The sequence below is a fragment of the Bacteroidota bacterium genome (assembly GCA_017303905.1).
Lineage (GTDB): Bacteria > Bacteroidota > Bacteroidia > B-17B0 > Aurantibacillaceae > JAHEYG01.
The window spans coordinates 475,974-496,233 of sequence record JAFLBH010000003.1 but is presented as its reverse complement, the minus strand read 5'-3'; the positions used below and the strand labels follow the sequence as shown (position 1 = coordinate 496,233).

The 20,260-nt window shown below is 36.7% G+C and carries 14 protein-coding genes and 1 tRNA gene; 10 read left to right on the top strand and 5 right to left on the bottom strand.

Translation table 11 applies throughout. The features are described 5' to 3' along the window. Positions 1-103: 103 nt before the first annotated feature. The 4 genes from J0L69_12800 (at position 104) to J0L69_12785 (ending at position 9,377) form a co-directional block, all read left to right on the top strand. Positions 104-5,164, top strand: coding sequence for a T9SS type A sorting domain-containing protein (locus J0L69_12800; protein MBN8694066.1), 5,061 nt, complete (start codon positions 104-106; stop codon positions 5,162-5,164). A gap of 164 nt (positions 5,165-5,328) precedes the next feature. Then, complete coding sequence (locus J0L69_12795) at positions 5,329-7,407, top strand: T9SS type A sorting domain-containing protein (GenBank protein MBN8694065.1); 2,079 nt, start codon at positions 5,329-5,331, stop codon at positions 7,405-7,407. A 79-nt stretch (positions 7,408-7,486) separates the two neighbouring features. Next, on the top strand, positions 7,487-8,365 hold the full coding sequence (locus J0L69_12790; protein ID MBN8694064.1) for a lysophospholipid acyltransferase family protein: 879 nt from the start codon (positions 7,487-7,489) through the stop codon (positions 8,363-8,365). A gap of 46 nt (positions 8,366-8,411) precedes the next feature. Next, entirely contained in the window at positions 8,412-9,377 is a 966-nt protein-coding gene (locus J0L69_12785) for a fatty acid desaturase (protein MBN8694063.1), read from the top strand. Here the strand turns inward: J0L69_12785 and J0L69_12780 are convergent, their stop codons facing one another. Next, complete coding sequence (locus J0L69_12780) at positions 9,378-10,601, bottom strand: M28 family peptidase (GenBank protein ID MBN8694062.1); 1,224 nt, start codon at positions 10,599-10,601, stop codon at positions 9,378-9,380. Positions 10,602-10,659: 58 nt separating this feature from the next. Next, positions 10,660-11,019: an SRPBCC domain-containing protein gene (locus J0L69_12775; protein ID MBN8694061.1), complete on the bottom strand. Its 360-nt coding sequence runs from the start codon at positions 11,017-11,019 to the stop codon at positions 10,660-10,662. Positions 11,020-11,867: 848 nt separating this feature from the next. On the opposite strand from J0L69_12775, the gene J0L69_12770 reads away from it, so the two are divergent. Continuing rightward, positions 11,868-11,944 (top strand) — tRNA-Met (locus J0L69_12770). A 35-nt stretch (positions 11,945-11,979) separates the two neighbouring features. Then, on the top strand, positions 11,980-12,234 hold the full coding sequence (locus tag J0L69_12765) for a GIY-YIG nuclease family protein (protein MBN8694060.1): 255 nt from the start codon (positions 11,980-11,982) through the stop codon (positions 12,232-12,234). Positions 12,235-12,329: 95 nt separating this feature from the next. Here the strand turns inward: J0L69_12765 and J0L69_12760 are convergent, their stop codons facing one another. The 3 genes from J0L69_12760 to J0L69_12750 form a co-directional block, all read right to left on the bottom strand. Then, positions 12,330-12,671 carry a hypothetical protein gene (locus tag J0L69_12760; protein MBN8694059.1) on the bottom strand — a complete coding sequence of 114 codons (342 nt, stop codon included), beginning with the start codon at positions 12,669-12,671 and terminating at the stop codon, positions 12,330-12,332. A gap of 169 nt (positions 12,672-12,840) precedes the next feature. Next, a complete protein-coding gene (locus tag J0L69_12755) occupies positions 12,841-14,580 on the bottom strand; it encodes a hypothetical protein (GenBank protein ID MBN8694058.1) in 1,740 nt (579 codons plus the stop codon). Positions 14,581-14,733: 153 nt separating this feature from the next. After that, entirely contained in the window at positions 14,734-14,991 is a 258-nt protein-coding gene (locus J0L69_12750; protein ID MBN8694057.1) for a 30S ribosomal protein S20, read from the bottom strand. A 174-nt stretch (positions 14,992-15,165) separates the two neighbouring features. Here J0L69_12750 and J0L69_12745 point away from each other — a divergent pair, with 174 nt between their 5' ends. The 4 genes from J0L69_12745 to J0L69_12730 all read left to right on the top strand — a co-directional run bounded on the left by J0L69_12745 (position 15,166) and on the right by J0L69_12730 (position 20,259). After that, positions 15,166-16,206 carry an OmpA family protein gene (locus J0L69_12745; protein MBN8694056.1) on the top strand — a complete coding sequence of 347 codons (1,041 nt, stop codon included), beginning with the start codon at positions 15,166-15,168 and terminating at the stop codon, positions 16,204-16,206. Between the two features lies 1 nt (position 16,207). Further along, positions 16,208-17,515: an MFS transporter gene (locus J0L69_12740; GenBank protein ID MBN8694055.1), complete on the top strand. Its 1,308-nt coding sequence runs from the start codon at positions 16,208-16,210 to the stop codon at positions 17,513-17,515. A gap of 254 nt (positions 17,516-17,769) precedes the next feature. After that, the gene (locus J0L69_12735; GenBank protein MBN8694054.1) at positions 17,770-19,143 is read left to right on the top strand and encodes a hypothetical protein; all 1,374 of its coding nucleotides are present in this window, start codon (positions 17,770-17,772) and stop codon (positions 19,141-19,143) included. A 30-nt stretch (positions 19,144-19,173) separates the two neighbouring features. Further along, the gene (locus tag J0L69_12730; protein ID MBN8694053.1) at positions 19,174-20,259 is read left to right on the top strand and encodes a cupin-like domain-containing protein; all 1,086 of its coding nucleotides are present in this window, start codon (positions 19,174-19,176) and stop codon (positions 20,257-20,259) included. Position 20,260 lies beyond the last annotated feature (1 nt).

Below are 20,260 nucleotides of genomic sequence, written 5' to 3'. Positions count from 1 at the left end.
TAAAACTTTTAATGACTATTTAAAAACGTATTAAAAAAACAAATAAATGATTTGTTGCAACATTTAATATAGAACTTTGTTGTAATAGAAAAATTAAAGAAAGATGAAAAAACAACTACTTATGTTTACGGTTTTATCGTTTTTTGCGATACAACTGTTTTCGCAGGTAACAGTAACCGGTGGTTCAACTGCTACTTATTCCAACGTTAATGCGGCCTTCGCTGCTATTAACGCAGGTACCCACACGGGTGCCATCACTATCGATATAACGGCCAGCACCACTGAGCCTTTAACACCAACACCTTTGGCGGCAAGCGGACAAGGTGCGGCTAACTACACTTCCATTATCATTCGTCCAACTGTAGTGGCTTCCATAAGCGGAGCTCCATCATCAGGTCGTGGTGTATTAGAGTTTGATGGTGCTGATAATATTACCATCGACGGTGATATTATTGGTGGTCCGGTTAACCGCGATCTAACCATTGAAAACACGAATGCTCCTAACATTACTGCTACCGCAGCTATTCGTTTAATCGGTCGCGCAACTTTAGGTTTAGGCGCCACTAATTATACGATAACAAATTGTAAAATTGCGGGTAGCACTCCGGGTAATGATGGTTTGAGTGGTAGTACCGTTACAACAAGTTATGGTTTATATGCAGGTACAAACGCAGCTAATTTAACTTCATCAGGTACTGGAAATGATTACGATAATATCACTGTGAGTAATTGCGAATTTACCCGTGCTTACTTTGGTTTGTATATTGGTGGTTTAACAACAGCTACTGCAGATAACTTAAATATTAACAATAATATTTTTGGTTCCGCCATTACTTCCGAAAAATTATCATATCGCGGAATTGAATTGAACAATGCTACTAACTCAATTATTTCACAAAACGAAATACTCGAATTAAAAGCTACATCATCAATTAGTAATGCCGGAATTTCTACGTTAGGAGGTTCTTCTAACTTAATTACTATTTCTCGTAATAAAATTTATGGTATTTGGTCTACAAGCACAGGTGGATGGGGCGCATACGGTGTCAATTTAGCAGGTGGTAACAATCACGTTGTTATAAATAACGTTATCTACGACATCATAACTACTAATTACAATTCTACTTCTACTACCTTTCAGGCTTTCGGTATTCGTTTAGCTTCCGGTACAGGACATAAGATTTTTTACAATAGTGTTAATTTATTCGGTGCTTTAGCGGGTGGAAGCACAACCAATTGTTATAGTGCTGCCTTTGTGGTAACCTCAACAGCAATTACAGGTATCGAAGTGAAGAATAATATTTTCAATAACATTCAGACTTCAACCGTTACAACGCCATTGTTTATGGCTATGTGGTTCCCTGCATCATACAATTTTTTAAATGCAAGTATTAATAATAATGCTTATACGGTTTCTAACGATGCCGCGCATTTTGTTGGTCGTGTTGGAACAGTTAACTATTCCACTGTTTCAAATTGGGCAGCTATCTCACAGGTAAATAACCCTACCAACGATAATGCTTCTGTTCCTCCTGTTAATGCAGGTGCTCCTTTCATTTCAAATACAAACTTAAATTTTGCTAATAATACGGTTACACCAATCGAATCAGGCGCTGTTACTACTACCGTTACAGGTATCGATCATGACGCGTTTACTCGTCCTAAGACCGGTGTGAACGCGAACACAAATCCTGATATGGGTGCCTATGAATTTGACGGTTTAGCAGGTGTGGCTACTGATGCCGGCGTTGCCTTTTTAGTGAGTCCGGCAACTAACGGTTGTTATGGCGCGGCAGAGAATTTAGTGGTAAGTGTTAAAAACTACGGTACCGCTTCTATTTCTAACATCCCTGTTACTGTAATTGTATCAGGTGCTGCTACTCAAACAAGTAATGCAACTTATCCCGGTCCGTTAGCCGCAGGTGCTTCTGCTAACTTCACCGTTGCAACATTGAACATGTTAACTGCAGGTACATATTCATTTAATGCCTACACATCTTTAGCGGGTGATTTGAATGCCCCTAATGATGCAATGGGAACTGCTACTCGTACGGTGTTTCCTATTTCTACTATTCCAACACAGGTTGATTTCACCGGATTTACAGGCGCGAACTTAACGACTAACTTCCCATTATGGAGCGAGGCTACAAGTTCAATCGTTCCTACCGGAACAACTTCATTATGGACTTCTCAAACCGGATTAAATGGTGCAGGAAACATTACTGCACGTATTAATTTATTAACTAATACACGTAACGAGTGGTTAGTTGGTCCGAAGTTTACAGCTACTTCAACATCTCAAATTACATTTGATGCAGCTGTTACTGCAGTTGGCAGTGTTGTTACTCCAAGTGTGATGGGAAGTGATGATATGGTTCGTGTAATGGTTTCTACTGATTGTGGTATTTCATTCACACCGGTATTCACAGTAAGTGCTACTAATAGTTTAACTACAAGTTTTACTAATTTTGTAGCTCCTTTAGGCGCTTATGCCGGACAAAATATTATCGTTGCGTTTTTAGCAACGGATGGCCCTATCGATAATTTAGAGACGTACGATTTTCATTTGGATAATATTAATTTATACAATGCTTTACCGCAGGATGCCGGTGTTAGCACATTAACAAAGCCTGCTTTAACAGGCTGTTATGGTGCAGCAGAAAATATGGTTGTTACACTTAATAACTATGGTTCTTTACCTGTAACAAATATTCCGGTTACTGTGTTAGTAAGTGGAGCAACGTCACAAACTACGAATGCTACATTTACAGGGACAATTGCTCCTGCTTCTTCTGCAAGCTTTACAGTTGGTACAGTTAATATGACCACTGCAGGTATTTATAATTTTACGGCTTATACTGCATTAAGTGGCGATGGTAATTTAACAAACGATACCATGGCTATTGTAACCCGTACTGTTGTTGGCCCTTCAGCCTTACCTACATCTGTTAGTTTCACCGGATTTACAGGCGCTAATTTAACCGCTAATTTTCCATTATGGAGTGAAGCAACAGGTTCTGCAACTCCAACAGGTTCAACTTCTGCATGGACTTCTCAAAACAATTTGAACGGCGCAGGTAATGTTACTGCAAGAATCAATTTACTCGCGGTTAGTCGTAACGAGTGGATAGTAGGTCCTAAGTTTACTGCAACGGCAAACTCTCAAATTTCATTTGACGCAGCCATCACAGCTGTAGGTTCGGTGAATACATATAGCGCCATGGGAAGTGATGATAAGGTTCGCGTGATGGTGTCTACAGATTGTGGATTAAGCTACGCTCCTGTATTCACAGTAAGCGCTACAAACAGCTTAACCACTTTATTTACAAATTTTGTTGTGAATTTAGGTGCTTATGCCGGACAAGATATTATTGTTGCTTTCTTAGCGCAAGATGGTCCAACCGATGATTTAGAATCATACGATTTTCATTTAGATAATATTAATCTTTATAACGGATCAGCAACTGATGCAGGTGTTACTGCTATTGTTACACCATCTTTAGGCGCATGTTATTCTGCAAATGAAACAATGGTAGTTACAGTTAGGAATTTTGGTACCGCATCAATCTCCAATGTCCCTGTAAGTGTTTATGTGGGTGGAGCATTGAGCCAAACCATCACGAATACTTATCCTGGTCCTTTGGCTTCAGGTGCAAGCGCGAACTTTACCGTTGGAACAATTAACATGAGTGTAAGTGGAATTTACACTATCACATCTACAACAGGTTTAGCAGGCGACGTTAACACATTTAATGATATAAGTACAATTAACAGAACTGTTAGCCCTTCCTTAAGTATTATTGGTAAAAACAGTTTATGTTTGGGCGACTCAACTGTTTTGACAGCAGGAGGAAGTGCAATTTCATACACGTGGAGTACAGGCGCAAATACGAATACAATTGCAGTGAATCCAACTTCAACCACTGTTTATACTTTAACGGCAAGTGATGGAACATGTACTGCTGTAAAAATTTCTACAGTAACGGTAACTAATCCAACCATTAGTGCAACAGGTGTTGCGGCCTGTTCAGGAACTACAGTTTCTTTAACAGCATCTGCATTCGGGCCTGTTAATTGGTATGCAACACCGAGCGCTACCACACCAATTGCATCCGGTAATACGTACACAACAACTGCAGTTGCTAACTCAACAGTGTATGCAGAGGCTAAATCAACAGGTACAGGAAGTTTACAAACTTTATTCTCAGGTGGAAATAGTTGTGGAGGTGGAACCATGTTTGATTTAACTCCTACTAATGGAAGTATACAAATTGATAGTATTGATGTTAATACAACCACTGCGGCGAGTTCAACATTCCAATTAATGTTATTCTATAAAGTAGGAACTTATTTAGGAAATGAAACTTCTGCAGCAGCATGGACAGCATGGGATACAGTTACAGCAGTAAGTGCGGGTAGTGGTAATGCTTCCAGAGTTGTTTTCAATCCTCCATTGGTTATTCCTGCTAGTCAGTTAACCGGTATTTTCTTTAACTATCCTTCATCTTATACTAATGGTACTAACCTTTATAGTAACACAGATATTTCAGTTCAAACCGGTGCCGGATTATGCTCTCAATTTGGTGGTGTAAATGCAGGACGTATGTTTAATGGTAATATCTATTACACAAAAGTAGGTTGTACGAGCCCTCGTATTCCGGTTACGGTTACTGTAAATCCGGCTCCAACATTAAGTGTTACTACTACTAATTCAGTTTTATGTGCAGGAAGCTCAGCAACTTTAATTGCATACGGCGCTACAACTTATTCCTGGAGTACAGGACAAACCACACAAGGTATTATTGTTTCTCCAACGGTTACTACTTCTTATACTTTAACAGGTACTGCAGGTGGATGTTCAAAAGATACAACCATAACTCAGGTAGTAGGAACTTGTACAGGTATCGATCAGTTATTAGTTGATAATTCAGGTGTAATTGTTTATCCAAATCCAAGTACAGGTATATACAATGTAATTGTAAATCAAGAAAACACTAATGCTACTTTGGTAATTTTAGATGCTCTGGGTCGTGTTGTGTTAACTGATAAATTAAATTCCTTGAGCAATACCGTTAACGCCGAAAAATTAGCAAACGGTGTTTACATGTATCGCATTGTTAATGGTAACCAAACCATCAAACAAGGCAAATTAGTTAAGGAGTAATTTGTAGTTGTATTACTCTTTTTAATCAAAAACCCCGAGGTAACACTCGGGGTTTTTTGTTTATAGCTAACTTTATTGTTTTAGATACTGTAAATGTTAATATTAATCGTAAAAAGGGCTCTTAAAATTGCCCTACATTTGCACAAAATTTAAATAATATAACCATGAAAAAAATCTACAATTTGTTTTTTGCATTGCTAACCTTGGCATTTAGTATGCCGTCGACCATAAGCGCGCAAGGTTGCATTAGCCCTAACACTTATGGAAGCGGAACTATCTCTGCGTGTGGTTCTCAAACTATTAATACCTGTACTTTTGCCGGAGAATTTAATCCGATTCAATTCAATATTAATGGTGTGTTCGTTTTAAGTTCAACAGGCGGAATCGGAAACTACATTACGTTTACAGATGGATCTAATACAGTTCTTGCATTTGGTAATTCTCCGTTAACAGTTACAGTTAGTGTACCAGGTGCATACCGTTTGCATGTAGCAGATTCTCCAACTTGCGGTGTTGAAAGTGCCTGTCGTACTACAGTTGTAACCTGTACAGGAAGTATTGCAGGTTCACCTACCATTACGTCGCAGCCAAACAGTACAGTTATTTGCGGAAATGGCAGCACATCATTTGCGATGGCAGCTACCGGAGCAACTTCCTATACTTGGATGGTTAATAACGGAACCGGGTTTGTAAATGTAACCAATGGTGGTGTATACGCAGGTGCAAATACTCCAACATTAACGCTAACGAATGTTCCGGGAACGTACAATAATTACGTTTATCAATGTGTGGCTACTAATTCGGTTGGTGGCACTGTAACTTCTCAAGCTACATTGGTAGTAAATAATACGAATGTTCTTGTAACAGGAAACACACAATTATGCCAAGGTTCAGGCGGCACATTAAGCGCGAGTGGTGCTGCAACTTATACTTGGAATACAGGCTCTAATTCTTCTTCTATAGCTATCAATCCTTCAGTTACTACTACATATACCGTTACAGGTACATCGTCTATCAGTTGTATCAGTAGTCCGGTTATTGTAACAGTTCAAGTTGTTCCAAACCCAACGATTGCTTCATCAGGCGGAACAGTTTGCTCTTATCCTGGAACAACTTCAATTACTGCGAATGCCAGCGTGCCTAATATTACTTGGTATGCTACACCTACATCAACAACAGCACTTGCTAGCGGAAGTATATTTGCAACGCCTGTATTAACCACTACTACTGTTTTTTACGCAGAAGCAAATTCAGTATTTTCCGGTTCTTTACAAACCACTATGATTGCAGGTAACGGACAATCAGGTAATATGTTTGACATTACTGCTCTTAACAATATTGAAGTAAATGGTTTTGATATGCACTTAAGTGCAACGGGTGTTTCTACAATTGAAGTTTGGTATCGTCCGGGTACCTTTGTTGGATTCGAATCTTCGAATGTTGGTTGGACACAAGCTTTAACAACTACCGTAACAAGTGCCGGTCCTGGTATGCTTACTAATATTCCGGGTTCATTTACAGTTAACGTGCCTGCAGGACAAACATACGCGTTTTACGTAACAACTAATGGTGGTCCGGGTGTATCTTATACCAATGGTACAGCTGTAGGAAATGTGTATGCTTCTAATGCAGATTTACAATTTAAAGAAGGAAATGGCGGAGGTTATTTTGCAGTAACGTTTACACCACGTGTGTTCAATGGCGTGATTCGTTATGGAAAACCGGGTTGCAGCAGCGGAAGAATTCCGGTAACTGTTGGTGTAGTTAATTCGCCTTCTGTTGCGGCTACAAGCTTTAGTATTTGTGCAGGTCAAACTACTTCTGTTGCTGCTACCGGAGCAACTACTTATTCTTGGAATACAGGAGCAACCACTCAAGCTATAACAGTTACACCGTCAGTTACTACTACATATACTGTAACGGGTATAACAGGTGCTTGTTCAAATATGGCCACTGCAACTGTAACAGTTAATACATGTACAGGTTTAAATGAAATAGCTTCTGATTTTGATTTCAAATTATTCCCAAATCCTGCGAATCATTTTGTAACCGTAGTTTTAACTGAATTATATAGCGATACGTATTTTGAACTTTATGATTTAAATGGAAAACTAATCTTGAAAGAGATATTATCAAATAATCAAACGACCATTTCTACTAAAGAAATAGCATCCGGTGCATATTTGTTTAAAGTAACAAATACTAACGGAACTATTAAACAAGGTAAATTGGTGAAGGAATAATCGATATTTCTAATCTAAAAAGCCCTGCCGAAAGGTGGGGCTTTTTCTTTTGTAAAGAATTCGTAATTTTAGAAAACAAATGGGCGCTATAGGATTTTACATAGGATTACCTTTTATTTATTTAATTTCTATTATTCCGTTCCCACTTTTTTATGGGGTTTCCGATTTCTTTTATGTGTTGCTCTATTATGTAATTGGGTACAGAAAAAAGGTTGTTTACCAAAACCTTAAAAATTCTTTTCCCGAAAAAACGCACGAAGAATTAAAAACTATCGAAAGAAAATTTTATCGTTACCTCTGTGATTTGTTTTTGGAAACTTTTAAAACACTTACCATTTCAAAAAAGGAAGCAATTAATCGTTGTGCTTTTACTCAACAAACTACCGACCTCTTTAATAAATTAAATGACGAGAAAAAAAGTTGCATTATCGTTATGGGACATTATGGCAATTGGGAGTGGGCCGGTAATACGTTTAGTTTATTGTTGAAGCAACAACTGTATGTGATTTATCATCCCTTAACTAATAAGCAATTCAATAACCTGATGTACAAAATGCGTACTCGTTTTGGAAATAAATTATATGCCATGCGCGAGGTGATGCGCGAAATGATAAAAAACAGAAATGAAATTAATGCTACCGCTTTTATCGCCGATCAAACACCACCACCTGAGGGTGCTTATTGGACTACTTTCCTCAATCAGGATACGCCGGTTTTTGTGGGAACAGAGAAAATCGCGCAAAAATTGAATTATCCTATTGTATATGTTACGGTAAGTCGGCCTAAACGCGGACATTATTTAGTAAATGCGGAAATTCTTGTGAATGAGCCTAAAAGCACCAAAGAGGGAGAAATTTCCGAATTACACACCCGTAGGCTGGAAGAAGACATAAAAAAGCAACCCGAAATATGGCTGTGGAGTCACCGCCGCTGGAAACATAAGCGTCCCACCGCCTGATTTTACCCTTTAATTATACCCATTCGCTTCGTATATTTGTACGATTATGTTACAGGGTAAACAACTGATTTTGGCTACCAAGCCTTTTATGAAGGAAGACCGCTTTAAAAGCTGGTATCATACCCTCAGTACTTTATTTATTTTAATTGCACTTTTATTTGGTACGGTATATAATTTTCATTGGATATTAAAACTAGCTTGCAGCATTATGGCCGGATTGGTGATTGTGCGCTTATTTGTTATTTATCACGACCATCAACATAAAACTATTTTACAGAAATCAACAGCGGCAGATATTTTATTTACACTTTTTGGATTTTATGTTTTAGCACCAACAGGCATTTGGAGCCGTAGTCACGATTACCACCATAAAAATAATTCAAAGTTGTACAGCGCAGCTATTGGCTCTTATCCTATTTATACTAAGCAGAAATATGAAAAATGCAGTACCTGGGAAAAGATACATTATTTATTTATTCGTCACCCCTTAACTATTTTATTCGGCTATTTCTTTGCTTTCATGTGGGGCATGTGTTTCAAATCTATTCTCAATCGTTTTTCTAAACACATTGATTCGTTAGTAGCTTTAATTGTACACTTCGCTTACCAGTTCACGGTGATTTATTTTTTAGGTTGGCAAACCTGGATTTTACTTTGTGTTATTCCGCATTTTATTTCGGGAGCTATGGGTGCATACTTGTTTTATGCTCAGCATAATTTTCCGGGTGTTACCTTTAAAGGAAATGAAGAGTGGACTTACGAAGGCGCAGCATTAGAGTCTTCGAGCTACATGGATTTGAATCCATTCATGCATTGGGTAACCGCTAATATTGGTTATCATCACGTACATCATATGAACGCGCGTATTCCGTTTTACCGCTTACCTGAAGTAATGAAGGCTTTGCCGGAATTACAGAATGCAAAGAAAACATCTTTGAAACCAAAAGACATAATCGCTTGCTTTAAATTAAAAGTTTGGGATTTTGAAAAACAGCAGATGGTAGGCGTTTAGTTAAAACGTAACATCCAACTCAATAATATTTCCTTCGCGGTTCACTTTTACTTTTGTCGTGTCGCCTTTCTTAAAATTACCAAGTGCACTCATGTATTCTTTTACATTATTAACTGGGTATTCTCCTAATTTAATGATTAAATCTCCTTTTTGTATGCCTGCTTTCGCGGCGGGTTTTCCATCACTCACACCATCCACACGCAAACCCTTTCCTTCAAAGGTGTAATCGGGCATAATTCCCATAGTTACTTTAAATCCGCCTTTGCCATTTTCAGGATTTCTTGTTTTAAGGAATGCCAGTTTATCCATGCTCTCGGTGTTTTTAATAACGCGCAACATGTATTCCAAAACTTTCACTTCACCTTTATAATTTATTTTATCGGCATCATCACTTGGTTTGTGATAATCGCTATGTTGTCCGGTAAAGAAATGTAACACCGGGATGTTTTTCAAATAGAAGGAAGTTTGATCACTCGGACCAATACCCGCGCTGTCTTTTTTAATACTAAGTCCAGATTTTATACTATCAATCATTGGCACCCAAACCGGAGATGTACCTACACCATAAATAATTAATTTTTGAGTGCTGTCGTTCAGTCGGCCAATCATATCCATGTTTAACATATAATTAATTTTATCAAGAGGGTAGGTAGGGTTGTCGCACCATTTTTTAGAGCCAATCAATCCAAGTTCTTCACCTGAATAGCACATGAAAAGAAAATTAAACTTCTCGGTTGTTTTATTAGAGGAGAAGTAATTTGCTAATTCTAAAACGCCTGCGGTTCCGCTCGCATTATCATCGGCACCATTATGTGTTTTACCTGTAGGATTTGCATCCAAACTGTTTTTATCATGACCTAATCCTAAATGGTCGTAATGTGCGCCAATCACAATGGTGTAAGGTGCCTTGTTGTCAAGAAATCCAATAACATTCGTTCCTTTTCTTTCAGGAATATTTATTGTGGACGTGTCGTGTGGATTTAAATTTTTGCGGAAGGTAAATTCATGGAAATAAGAATTTGAATTTCCGGGAGTAAGTCCATACTTTTTAAATTCTTTCGCAATATAGTCAGCAGCTTTTTTTTCATCGTCGGTTGAGGTACCTCTTCCGTGTAAATTATCGGAAGCTAAAAAGCTGATGTGTTTTTTTAAGTTCGATTCTGAAATGGTTTGAGCATTAGAAATGGCAGTTGCCAACAAAAGTAAAATGGAAATTCTTTTCATGATAAAATAAAAAACCCTGAAGTGGATTTCTTCAGGGTTGAAATTACAAAAATTAATTTTAGAAAAAGGACCCCATTACATGGAGTAATTTATCGATTTGGCTATGCCATAATAATTTGGAAGATTCTTGTTCGCCTTTATCAACGGCAAAATCTGTAATGATTAAAGAAATATCGTTCGTTAATTCATCTTTTTGAATCTTGAATTCGAAGTAGCTGCCATCCGTTTTTTCAACCCACTGATAACGTACTAATTGCTCTTCAATGGTTTTTAATAAACGCGCTTGTTGCATTTGTCCGTCCCAAATAAAGGTATAAATACCATTACGGATATTTACATCATCACAGAACCATTCCGATAATCCGCTTGGTGTTACTAAGAATTCATAGAGTAATTCGGCGGAAGCTCGGATAACCATTTCAATTTCAAATTTTCCCGGAGGTTCTTTTTCAGGTTTCACCGAATAAGCCTCGTTTTTCTTTGCAGCAGATAAAAATGAATTGGCAGAAGTACTTTTTAAGGCAGTAGGAAAATTATCTTTTTGTTTAACCTCTTCTTTAACTGTTGGTTTAATAATAGGTTGGAATTCAGGAATTGGTTTATCTTCTTTTTTTAACAAAACAGGATTTTTAATTTCCTCAATTGGTTTCGAATATTCTTTAATCGAACCTTTTACAATTGTTTTGTTTTTAAAATCTTTAGCTGAAATTTTTGGTGTCGTCTTTGAAACTTTTTTCGCGACAGTTTTTTTAACGGCAACTTTCTTAGCAGGTTTATTTGCTTTTTTTGCAGCCTTAACCGGCTTAGCTTTAGGTTTTACTTTCGTTTTCTTTACAACCTTTTTCTTAGGCGCAACTTTTGCCGACTTTACTACTTTTTTCTTAGCAGGTTTTGAAGCCGACTTTGCCTTAGTTTTTCCTGACGAAACCTTCTTTTTCTTCGACATAGCACCAATTTTTTTTGAAATATAGAAAATTTTTTTTGTCCCGCAATTGCTTTTACTAAATAAAAGGAAAGCCTTAAAAATTATTTTACCGACCCCTAATGAGCACTCTTTTAAACTACTGAAAAACAGTATTTTAACTTAATTATGAATTATATCTAATTACGGTTTTTTTCTTGAAGTTTTTGCGACGTATAAAAAATACTATATTTGCAGCCCTAAATGGCGGGGTAGCTCAGATGGTCGCGAGGCTATGCTCGCGATGGCGAGTGAAAACCTCGCCATTAGAGCGGCGACTAATAAAGTTCTTTTTTTTAAATCATGGCGGGGTAGCTCAGATGGTTAGAGCGCAGGATTCATAACCCTGAGGTCACGGGTTCAACTCCCGTCTCCGCTACCAATTAAAAAGCCTCAATTTGAGGCTTTTTTGTTGTTATGATAATTGTTTATGCTATAAAATCAGAAGTTCGGAATTGGTTGTATATAGGACAAACCAATAATTTGGAGCGTCGATTACATGAACATAATTCCGGATTAAACAAAAGCACTAAACCATATAAACCATTCCAATTAATATATCAGGAAAGTTTTATTGATCGCAATAAAGCTAGAGTAGCAGAGAAATATTATAAATCGGCTGCAGGTAAACGTAAATTGAATTTATTACTTAAAAATCACGGGCCTGTCTAACTGGCGTTAGCCAGGTAGATTCAACTCCCGTCTCCGCTACCAATTAAAAAGCCTTTCCAATTTTGGAAAGGCTTTTTAATTTAATTAATGCGTAATTATTGAATTATGATCTCCTCGGTAACGGTTTTACCTTCCTCTAACTTAACAATCGATTTGCTTGATTTTGTTCCCGAAGTAACTTTTACATCATAAATCGCCGGAAGTTTAAAGATAAAATTACTCTCACCGTTTCCGTCAGTAACACCACTTGCTTTTATATCAGCAATAAAGGAACTGCTATTTTCATTTTTCACTGTCGCATACAATTCCACTTTAGCGTTATCAACATTGTTGCCATTTTGGTCTTTGCATTTAATTTTCACACCACAGTCCGTGTTTTTATTGCATGATGATAAACCAATCAGTGCAACTGTCATTAAGCCAATAAGTTTTTTCATGATAAATGTTTTAGTGTAATAAAGTTAATCAAATTGAATGCCGCGTACAATTTATATAATCATTCAAACATTGTTTTCACGTACTTATACGAAGATTCGGCCCTTGAGGATACATAAAACAAAAAGCCCCCGCATTTCTACGAGGGCTTTATTTAATCTATTTAAAAGATTAGTTCACTAAAGAAGTGAAACCACCTTCAGCGCGTAATTTTACGAATTCAGCATCATCTTTAGCAGCTTGCTTTAATGTACCGTCCATTTCAATAGCAGTCTTTAAATTCATTAAAACTTCAGATGTATTGTTACGACGAGCAGCAGCAACAGCTTTTAAATAATAGCTTAATGCCATTCCTTTTTCGTTGCTTCCATCAATTGTTGCGTTAACAGCATCTGATGAACCAGCTAATAATTGAGCTAATGCTTTGTTAAATCCATTGTAAGAACCGAAGCTAGATACTGCATCGCTGTATTTAGCATCACGGATCTGAATGATACCTTTGTTGTAGTTTACTTCAGAACCTGCACCACTTGCTTTGTTGTATAAATCCATAGCAGCTGTACGGTTACCGTTTTTAGCTTCAATGATACCAAGGTTATTCATTACAATTGGGTTACCTGCAGCATTTGCAGAAGCACGTTTGAATGCTTCACCTGCTTCAGAAACTTTGTTTTGCATTAATAATGCAACACCTAAATTGTTTGAAGTTCTCCAATCAGAACCGTATTGCTTTTCAGCAGCCGTGTAAATTTGAACTTTAGTATTGATATCGTTTGTTAAATTAGCGCCATATAATAACTCTTCAACTGATAAGCTATCAGGGTGAGAAGTACATAAAGCAGAAATCATTTCGTCGGTACGAGATTTCTTATCTACGTTGATAGTAATTTCAGAACGACGTAATTTTGGTAATACTTTTTCAGCTAACTCAACATAAGTCTTAGATAAGTTTTTAATTTCAGTACGACGTTGATTAGGATCAGAGTACATAGTTAAAACACGTAAGATTAAATCTTTGTCAGCCATTGTTGATGCTTCCATTAAAGATTTGAAACCTTCCCAATCTTCTTTAGTAGTACCTACAACATATTGTTCTTTAGTTTTACCAAAAGTTACATTTTTGTTTTTGTCTTTTTTGAATTCACCCATCATAGCGGCAGATCCTGAAGAAGCACGATCTTTAGCTAAGTTTTCGTTCTTTTCAGTTTCACCATCCGGAGATGCGTAAGCAGAAACGCTGATACCTTTAAACTCATACCATGAGTTGTTTAAATTTGCTTTCAAGAAATCTTGAACAGCTTTCATCTCTTCGCTCTTCATTTCAGCCGGACGAACAGTTGACTGGTTGATTACGTAATAAATATGAGCTACTTGATTTACAGGTGTTGTTTTTACAAATGCATCTTTACCGTAAATTCCTTTTTCGTCATTACGAACTAATAACGGAGTAACGATAGTTGCATCAGCGATTTCAATCGGTGTAAAGTCTTTTACTTTTTTCTTCACCTGACCTTGAGCGCGTAATTCTACTTTACCCACTTTCATTCCGGGCTCATATAAAAACTTCTCAGATGTATAGCTGAATGAACCACCTTTATCGAAGCTGATTTTTTGTCCGCTGCCTGTAGCTTTATCACCTACTAAAACAACTTGTTTTAAAGCTTTTTCACCACCGTTATATTTTAACACAGGAGTGATAGTCATGGTTACTTTTTTAGCAAACAATTTAGGGTTAAACTTACCGCTTACGCTAAATTGAATACTGTCACCATGCATCTCAATCGGGTTTGGAGTGGCATTATAACTAATGTCTTTTTGTTTCTTAATCATTTTGCCTAATCCATTACAGCCTGTTAATACAACAGCTACAGATAAACCGGCACCTAGTGTCCTTAAAAATTTTGAATTCATAGTTTGGGTTGTTTTATTTATATAGTAAACAGCTGAGCAAAAATAGAAATAATTTTATTATGCCCAAGCTTTTATTGGGTTTTTGTTAAAAATAAAAACCCTGACAATCTTTTGAATTGTCAGGGTTGTATATCCTTGATTTCTAGTAAAATACTATTTTTTAATAGCGTTAACTTTCTTCGCTAACTTCGATTTTAAGTTCGAAGCTTTATTCTTATGTATAACATTACGCTTCGCTAACTTATCCAACATAGCAGAAACCTTTGGTAACAACGCTTCAGCTTCTTTTTTAGCTGTAGCTGTACGTAATTTTTTTACTGCTGTACGGGTCGTTTTAGCAAAATAACGATTATGTAAACGCTTAGAGTTATTAGCACGAATACGCTTAATTGCCGACTTGTGATTTGCCATTATAATACGTTTTAAATATTCAATCCCAAAATTGGGACTGCAAATGTACAGCATTTTTTTGAATATCCAAGTGTTAAAAACAATAATTATTGATGAAAGCGTTTAAACCCTTATATAGGTTATATTTGTTTTATTGTGAGAAGGTTAAATAATATATTGTTAATTTTTTTATGTTTGGTAATCACCTTCTTACGAGGCCAGGATGCACCACCTGAAAAAAACCTGGTGCCAAACGGAAGCTTTGAAAATTACCGCAAGAAATCTTCCAGTATTCGTCAGGCGATACCTTGGACTCAAATCGCATCCGTAGATTTTTATCAGTCTCCTGCCGAAAAGGATACGACCGCTCAACGTGGTGCCCGAACCGGGGATGGATACATCGGCTTGCGCTTTCAAAAACGATATAAAGAATATGCACAAGTTCGTTTAGCCGAGCAATTACACCGGGGAACGGTCTATGAGTTCGAGATGTATGTTCGGATGGCTTATTGGAGTAATGCCATGCTTAAATCGTTTGGTGCTTTATTCTCGAAAGGTGGATACCATAGTCAAGGAGATGCCGTAAAATCAAATCTCATTGATACCATTTGTAAGAAAGGTGGATTCGTAAACGGATATCAATGGTTTAAAATTTCAGGAAAGTACAAAGCGGATGGAGGAGAGAAATATTTAACAATTGGTAATTTCTTCCACGATATCAATAAAGAACTTCCACGCATAAATATTCTTAAAAGGGGTTTCAAAGAGGCTTATTATTTTGTTGACGATGTAAAGCTTACAAAGGCTCCCGGTGAAAAAGTGGCTATTGAATATGTAGCGAGTATTAAGAATGACGAAGATTCAATTCTTAAAGTAAAAAAGGATATTCAGGTTGGTGAAAAAGTAACCTTGAAAAATATTGTTTTTGATGAAGGTAAGTACTACTTGCTTTCAGAATCTTATGTGGAATTAAATAAATTGGCACAGTACCTCCTTCGAAATCCCCATATGGAAATCAGAATTGGCGGACATAGCGACAATATAGGTAGCGCAAAGAAGAACCAAAAACTTTCTGAACAACGTGCGCGTGAGGTTTTCGAATACCTGATTAAAAAGGGAGTTCAAAACAAAATGTATTTTAAGGGTTATGGTTCCGATCAACCAATCGCTAGCAATGATACGGAAGAAGGACGAATTAAAAACCGACGCGTTGAATTCGAAATCGTAAAAAAGTAATATGGATATAAAAAAGGACGACAAAAAAACTATTCGTGCCTGGACATTTTATGATTGGGCTAATTCAGTTTTTCCGCTTGTAATAACATCAGCCATTTTTCCTAATTATTACGAATACATCACGTCGCACGATGGTAATAAAAATTTCATTGGCGATGTGGTAAATGTATTTGGTTATGAAATTCATAATACAACTATTTATTCCTATGTGTATTCGTTTGCACTTTTTATTGTTGTGCTAATTGTTCCAATTCTTAGTGGCGTGGCCGATTATCTCGGAAACAAAAAACGCTTTCTTCAATTCTTTTGCTACCTGGGTTCTCTTTCCTGCATGGGCTTATTCTTTTTTAACCGTGAGCATCTCGAGTTAAGTTTTATTCCTTTCATTTTCGCCACAATTGGCTTTTGGGGCAGTTTGGTTTATTACAATTCCTACTTGCCCGAAATTGCTTCACCCGAAAATCAAGATAAGGTCAGCGCACGCGGATTTGCTATGGGGTACTTCGGCAGTTCGCTCTTATTAATTGTTTGTTTAATAACCATTATGGTCCTTAAATGGCCGGCGAAATATTCTTTTCTTTTAGTAGGAGTGTGGTGGATTGGTTTTGCTCAATATACTTTTTCTAAGCTTCCTAATATTGTTGGCGGACATCAGCACGGTGAAAAAAATAATATTTTTTCAAAGGGTTTTTCCGAATTAAAAATAGTCGTGTTTCAGGCTCTCCGTCAGAAAAAATTAAAACGCTTTCTCTATGCTTATTTCTTTTACAACATGGGTGTGCAAACCGTTATGGTAATGGCAGTGTTATTCGCACGCAAGGAAATTACATGGCCCGATGAACAAACCAAAACCTCTTCTTTAATTATTAGTATACTTCTAATTCAGTTTTTAGGTATTGCAGGTTCTTTTGTTTTTTCATGGCTGGCTCGAAAAACTGATAGTATTAAGGCATTAAGTGTAGCAATTCTAATTTGGATTTTCATTTGCGCCTTTACTTATTTTGTGGTTACACTTCCAATACATTTTTACATTGTTGCAGCACTGGTTGGCTTTGTAATGGGCGGAATTCAGGCTTTGTCACGCTCAACGTATTCAAAGTTATTACCCGAAACTGAAGACCATGCCAGTTATTTCAGTTTCTATGATGTAATGGAAAAAATGGGAATGATACTTGGTACTATGTCGTTCGGAATTATTGCGGAAGTAACCGGAGGTATGCGAAATTCTGTACTCGCTTTAATCGCTTTTTTCGTAATTGGCTTTGTGTTATTAATGAGGGTTCCAAAAAACATTAATGAAGCAAGATAATGTTGGGCGCCTTGACTGTATACAATAGAATACGTCAGAATAAATACGCACCATTAGTTTTTACTCTTTTAGTTTTTCTCTGTATCCGACTAATTTCCCTTTTTGTGTTTTATAACGGATTTACAATTAATTTTTCTAAAATAAATTCTTATTTCAATTCGTCATTCATTGAGGCAATTTTATCATATGTGCCGTATCATCATTTTTCAATTTGTTTAAGTGCCTTTTTGCATCCCCTTTTTTTAATTGGATTTGTGTTAATAATACGACCCATCCTGAAGTATAAAAAAGAAATTGCAGCGTTTTCATTTTCTCAATCTGAACGATTACTCGTCACTTTTTCCGCTGCATTATTATCATGGGAATTATGTACCTATAATTATAATTATTATTTGGATAATGCATTTTATCTGGATAGAATTTTATTGGCAATTTTTCCGTTTCTTCTATGGCGAATGCCTTTTTTGAGTCCGGTGTACATTACCATTGCATTAGTGTATCGTTCGCAATTTAATTATCCAATCGAAGGCTTTGATTTGTTTGATAAGCGGTTGTTGTTTGATATTTTGATACTCTTCACGGCAATAACTTACAGTAAAATTTATTTTAAAGGGAGGACTCCCGATTTTGTGCAACTGGTTTTATGTATTGTGGCTTCCAATTATTTTGCCACCGGTGTTTCAAAAATATTTATGTCGCCACAAGGTTACGAATGGCTTTTGCAAAATAAATTGAGCGATTTTTTTCTCAACGCGCATCAACGCGGCTGGATGTTTAATGTCTCTGATGATACAATTCATAGCATCAATTCTGTTTTGGATAATGGAGATTTTGTTTTTAAACTGAGTACTCTTTTCATCGAAATTTCCGCGTTTTGCATTCTGATTAGTCGCCGGTGGGCTATACTTGGTTTGATTGCCTTTATTCTATTGCATATAGGTATTTTTCTAGCCGGCAGTATGTTGTTTTGGAAATGGATGGCAATTGATGCTTTGCTGATTTATATATTATTAAATAAAACCTTTGATACAAGTTTTTATTCTGTCAAAACTTTTAAGGTTTCATTAATAATTATCGTAAGTTCTTTCATTTGGTTAAGGCCATATCCAATCGGATGGTTTGATACATGCATAAATCAATTTTTTACTTATGAAGCGATAGATGATAGAGGACACACTGCAGCTATACACAAAAATGATTTTGACCCTTATCATCAGTGGATTCAATACGATAAATTTTTACGATTGGTAAATGAAAACACTTTACCGGTGAGTGGATTCGGATACACACATGATTATAACATTCAACGTGAATTAGCGAATCTTCAGCCCGATAGTATTTTGAGTTACATTCACAAAAAAGGAGTGAATAGTTATAGTCCTACTTGGAAGGTTCGCTATGACGCTTTTATGAAACAATATTTTGACACTCGAAATAGCAGAGGAGAGCAACTAGCATTTTTAAAATACATACGAGCTCCACACCACCTTTATAACAGAGATTCAGGTGAAGGCATACATAGTTTAGGTAAGATTAAGAAGCTCAGAGTTTATTTTAACATTACGCATAACCTAAGTGGTGTAAGTCATTCACTCATTAAAAGGCCAATTGACGAGATTATAATTTGATATTTCTAACTAATTTTTTATTTTAGGTACATGAGCGAAAACGAATACCGTGATTTTATACGCAGCCTTAGTTTTAGTCAAAAATTCAGATATGGAATTTATCAATTAGCCGACCATTTTATCGGGCGAAAGAAATTATTTTCTAACCGCGCACCATATTATAAGGAGCTGAATGAAACAATGCCGAAGCATGGCGAGGGAAGAATTATGCCCATCGAGAGGCGAAAGGATTTAAGTTTGGAGGAATTTAAGAGTCATTATGTAAAAAAAGGTATTCCTGTTGTAATGGAAGGTGCGGCAAAGGATTGGCCTTGTGTTCAGAAATGGTCGCTCGAATATTTTAAGGAGCTTCACGGAAAAGACGAAATTGTATTGGTGGATCAGGCTATTCCGGGTTATCCTTATGAACTTACAACTTTAGCGGATGTGATTGATAATATCAGAGGTGGAGGCAGTAAGTACTATCGTTTTTATCCACTATTGGCTCGCCATCCTGAGCACTTAAATGATTTTGACTATAAATGGTTAAAGGAAAGAAGAAATCCACTTTGTTGGTTTGATGCTTTTCAGGTTTTTATTGGTGGTCAAGGGTCATATACTGCATTGCATAATGCTAATCAAAGTAATTTGTTTGTACAGGTTTATGGCGAAAAAAAATGGGTCTTGTATTCGCATTATTATTCTCCTGTAGTTGATCCGCATCCGGTACGAAATGTTTACCGCAGCGCTCCCGGTAAACGAGAAACGGGTCCTTTCAATCCTTTCGAACCGGATTATGATTATCCATTCGAGTTATATAAAAATATTGATGGTTATTCTGTACATCTTAAGCCCGGAGATATTTTGTGGAATCCACCTTTTTATTGGCATGCCGTAAAAAACGCTACCGATTCAATTGGTGTAGGTTACCGTTGGTTATCGCCATTCTATTCCTTTAAAATTTCTCCATTATATATGTTGTTAGATTGCTTTGCAACTAAACCTCCAATTTGGAAAGCATATAGCTTATATAAGAAGGATATTAATGAGTTGCATTTGGCTGAGTTCAAAAAATTAGAAGAAGCCAAGAAAAAAATAGCGGAGCAGGAGGCCAGAAAAAAAGCGGCAGGAAAGTAAT